The organism is Paenisporosarcina sp. TG20 (assembly GCF_000286315.1).
Classification (GTDB): domain Bacteria; phylum Bacillota; class Bacilli; order Bacillales_A; family Planococcaceae; genus Paenisporosarcina.
The window spans coordinates 1-3,823 of sequence record NZ_ALJG01000117.1; the positions used below are offsets into that span (position 1 = coordinate 1).

The 3,823-nt window shown below is 38.5% G+C and carries 2 protein-coding genes; both read right to left on the reverse strand.

What is annotated here, in order from left to right; genetic code table 11:
• Positions 1-408: 408 nt before the first annotated feature.
• Positions 409-1,800: an LVIVD repeat-containing protein gene (locus tag B371_RS0101135; RefSeq protein ID WP_019412492.1), complete on the reverse strand. Its 1,392-nt coding sequence runs from the start codon at positions 1,798-1,800 to the stop codon at positions 409-411.
• 549 nt (positions 1,801-2,349) lie between these two features.
• Positions 2,350-3,630 carry a S8 family serine peptidase gene (locus B371_RS0101140; RefSeq protein ID WP_019412493.1) on the reverse strand — a complete coding sequence of 427 codons (1,281 nt, stop codon included), beginning with the start codon at positions 3,628-3,630 and terminating at the stop codon, positions 2,350-2,352.
• Positions 3,631-3,823 lie beyond the last annotated feature (193 nt).

Sequence of the window (3,823 nt, forward strand, 5' to 3'; positions counted from 1 at the left end):
TTTCCGCTCCATGCGGACGCTTTTCGGGGGGGCACGGATTCAATCTCCGCGGGCCAACAGGATGTTGGCCCGCGAAGACATTGCCTCGCGTAGTGACGCTCTTAGCCTTCGTTCCTTAGTGTTCCTGCGGGGCTTTCAGCTCGTGCTGTTCCCACTGGAGTCGCCGCATTGCGCTACAATCAAACGATACCTGTCTAAAATTAACGGATAACAATTAAATGGTCGTGTTTATTACCTAATTGAGGAGTTATGAAATTGACTCGATTATATAATTTTTTATAGAAAAAAACTCAAATTTCAATAAGAGTAGAGTGGATGTATGAACTAAACACAATAAAGAAACTGCTGAAATTTTTTTTCAGCAGCTTCTTTTTAATTATTTTCTACAAATTTCTTCATCTACCAAACCTATTGATTCTGATTACCCGATTTTGCAATTGGAGAATTTTGACCATTTTTTTGTAATACTTTTAGTCCTTGTCCCATATCAGATGCAAGTACGTAGTTTCTATCTACGAATACTCCCCAAATATTTGATTTACTTGGAATATATGCACCAGTTTCAACTGGAGATGATGGGTCTGTAATATCAACAACTCTAACTCCACCTGAATAGTGGGATAGGTAAAGCGTATTCCCGTGCACTTTTGGATCATGTACAGTAGATCCTCCAGGAATTTTTCCGGTAAAATCAGTCTTGAAAGTACTCAGGAGTTCAGGGTTTGTTTTATCTTTAATATCATAAATCATCGTATATCCATAAGAGGATTCAAATCCATTTCGCACTGGACCAAAAACTTCTCTTGTTTCAATAAGAATGTTACCACCTTTTGCAAGATCCATTGAATGTGCTGCACCCTGGACATTTGAAGCGAAGTCTGTTTTCCCTAAGTAAACAGGGTTCTTAGCATCGCTAATATCCAGAATAATTGTACCTAGATCCCAGTATGAAAGGTAAGCAGTTGTTCCGTTTCCGTTTGTTTTTACGCTGTGTGCAAAGGCTGTTCTACTAATTCCTTCTTCGTCTGTCCAATTATAGCCATTGTAATTTTCATCGCTTACTGATTCAATATGATCACGCGGATCAAACTCATAAATCGTTTCTGGATTAGTAGGATTACTGACGTCTACAAATGAAACATCCATATTCTCGCCATTAGAGTAATAGTCTGCATAGCAATCAGCAGTCAATACATAAACGTTATTTCCTTGAACAGTTAAATAGAGCTCATGTGTACCACGTGCTGGAGAAGGTGATTCCCAGAAACCTAATTCTTTAGGTTCTTCTGGATTCGTCACATCATACAGAACAAATCCTCCCTTGGTGTCGGGATTATGACGATCAAGTTGCTGTACACTTACTACAGCTAGATCTCCTTTAAAATGCTCCGTGTTTACAGTCTTAACGATAACCTTTTCTTGCCAAGTACCCTCAATCGTAGCAAAAGATGAAACTTCGACTGGATTAGATGGATCCTTCATGTCAAACACTCGGACACCGCCAGCACCGCCATTTGCTGAATGAGTTCCAAGGTACGCGTATCCTTTATGGGCATACACATCTCCTGTAGAATTTTTGACTCCCTCCCGAATTTCTTTCAAAGGAACAGCCGCAACTTCTTTAAGATTACTCATGTTTTTACTGCCTTCTAATAACGGGGAAGCCAATTCACTTCCGGCTAAATTTTGTCCTTTTTCAGCAGAGCCACCGAGTTCGTCATGGGCAAAAACAGCTGTTCCTCCAAAAGGTAATATCAAGACACTTGCTAATGCTGAATGAATCCAAAATTTGTTCTTCATCAAATCTCCTCCTTATGGTTTAAATAACAAAGTGAAACTTCGATCAAGTACCTTGGCGCCATACTAGTTCAGATATTAAGTAAACCGAAATAGTATAGTCACAGTTTACAGAGTATTTGAAAATATTTACATCCGTCTTTATTATCAATTATAAATATATGTAAAATTTCCTAATATTTAAGGTAACTGTATCTGTTTTTCCTAATGTATTACACATTCGGGTTTATTAGATTAATTTTTGTAATACTATTTACTCATTACTTATTTATAACTAAATTGTAACAAGTACTTTCTTACCAATTATAAGAAGAAATCAGATTGTGTCCCAAATAAAGTAAGTAATAAAAGGCCGAAATTGTATCTTCGGCCGCTTGCTCTTTAAACATTTGGTGATCATTCTCTAGTTAGCCAAATCCGTAATGGTCTAAGTGGTTTAATCGTACAATGCAAGCCGTATCGATTTGAGAGGGGTTTTGGGTGCTGGTGTAATCCTACAAAACTAAAAAAGGCTAACCAATATCTGGCTAGCCTTAAAAACTATTCTGTTTGTTATTTCACTCGTGCAAAACCAAATCCTGATGCATAATCATCACCAGTAGTAGCGCCGTATCCACCTTTAATGTCTACCGCTTTAGCACGGTTTTGGAGGTTTGCACGTAATTGTTTATTCGTCCAGCCTGGATTTGCAGACCAGATTTTTGATGCTAAACCAGCAACGTGTGGTGTTGCCATTGATGTACCACTAATTGTATTATATCCACCATTGTTCCATGTTGAATAAATTGCTGCACCCGGCGCTGAGATTTCTACATCGCCTTGGTTAATGTAGTAATCACCATCTGTCGAAGCATAGCCGCGTGAAGAGAAGTCTGCAATGCGGTAAGTACCGTTTTGCTGAACGTTTTCAAGTGCCGCTACAGCCACTGCATTGACAAGTGCTCCTGGATATCCTATTGTTCCTTGATTTGGACCTTCGTTTCCAGCTGCTGCTACTACTAGAACTCCTTTGTTATAAGCATAAGTTACTGCATTTGAAATTAAACTATCATTTCCTGCTGAACCAAGAGACATATTGATTACTGTTTTTGTTCCTGTATACGTTGCTTGGTCTGCCGCATGACGTATCGCTGCAGCAATATCATCAGAATATCCTGATCCATTATCGCCAAGTACTTTATATGCCCATAAGTCAGAACTTGGGGCAACTCCATAAATTCCTGCGCCATCGCTACCGCCGTCAGCTAATGCTGAACCAGCTACATGTGTACCATGTCCATGGGCATCGTTACATCCACTTATAACAGTTGTAGAACCCGTAAAGTTTTTACATTGCTCGACTGTGTTTGTTAAATCGTAGTGATTAATATTTACGCCTGTATCGAGTACCGCAATATTAATGCCTTGTCCACCTGAAGTAGTGGTTTGAGAACTGTTATTATAAATAGCCTTGATTCCCCAAGGTGTTTGATGAGATGGATATTCAGCTGCAGTCACTTGACTTTGAGTTGCTCTAAAATCCGCATCAAGGCTAACTATCTGAACTTTTGTCACTTCAATATTTTTATTTTTTTGGAGTGCAATAAATTGTTTTTCGTTCATTTCAGTAGAGAAACCATTTTCAGTAAGTTCCCATCTTGCTTTGTACTGCCCTTTTAGTACTGATTTTGTTGATTGGTCAGATGCTTCCACATACACACGGAATTTCTCACCATTCTTTGCAGCTAATTCACCATCTCTAGCACTTATTGTCTCAGCACTCGCACCAACAGTAGGAATGGCTAGACTTGCACTTAGCAAAAGACTCATAATGATTTTTTTCGATCTTTTCATCTTGTTTGCTCCTTTTAAAAACTGTATTTTTGTTGCTAAATCAAATCTAGCATACTAAGAAGTTTGAGTTATTGGGAAAATTCAGATTAATAAAGTCTAATAGTAGAGTTTATCTATGTTTGTGTAGTTGTTTCTTTTCTCGTATTGCAATGTGAACATATTATGTAAAGCCTGAATCCGTGACCAAGGTGAT

What these genes read in the sequence shown, in the direction of transcription:
- B371_RS0101135 (WP_019412492.1), bottom strand. Translation starts at nt 1,800, where the DNA reads ATGAAGAACAAATTTTGGATTCATTCAGCATTAGCAAGTGTCTTGATA.
- B371_RS0101140 (WP_019412493.1), bottom strand. Translation starts at nt 3,630, where the DNA reads ATGAAAAGATCGAAAAAAATCATTATGAGTCTTTTGCTAAGTGCAAGT.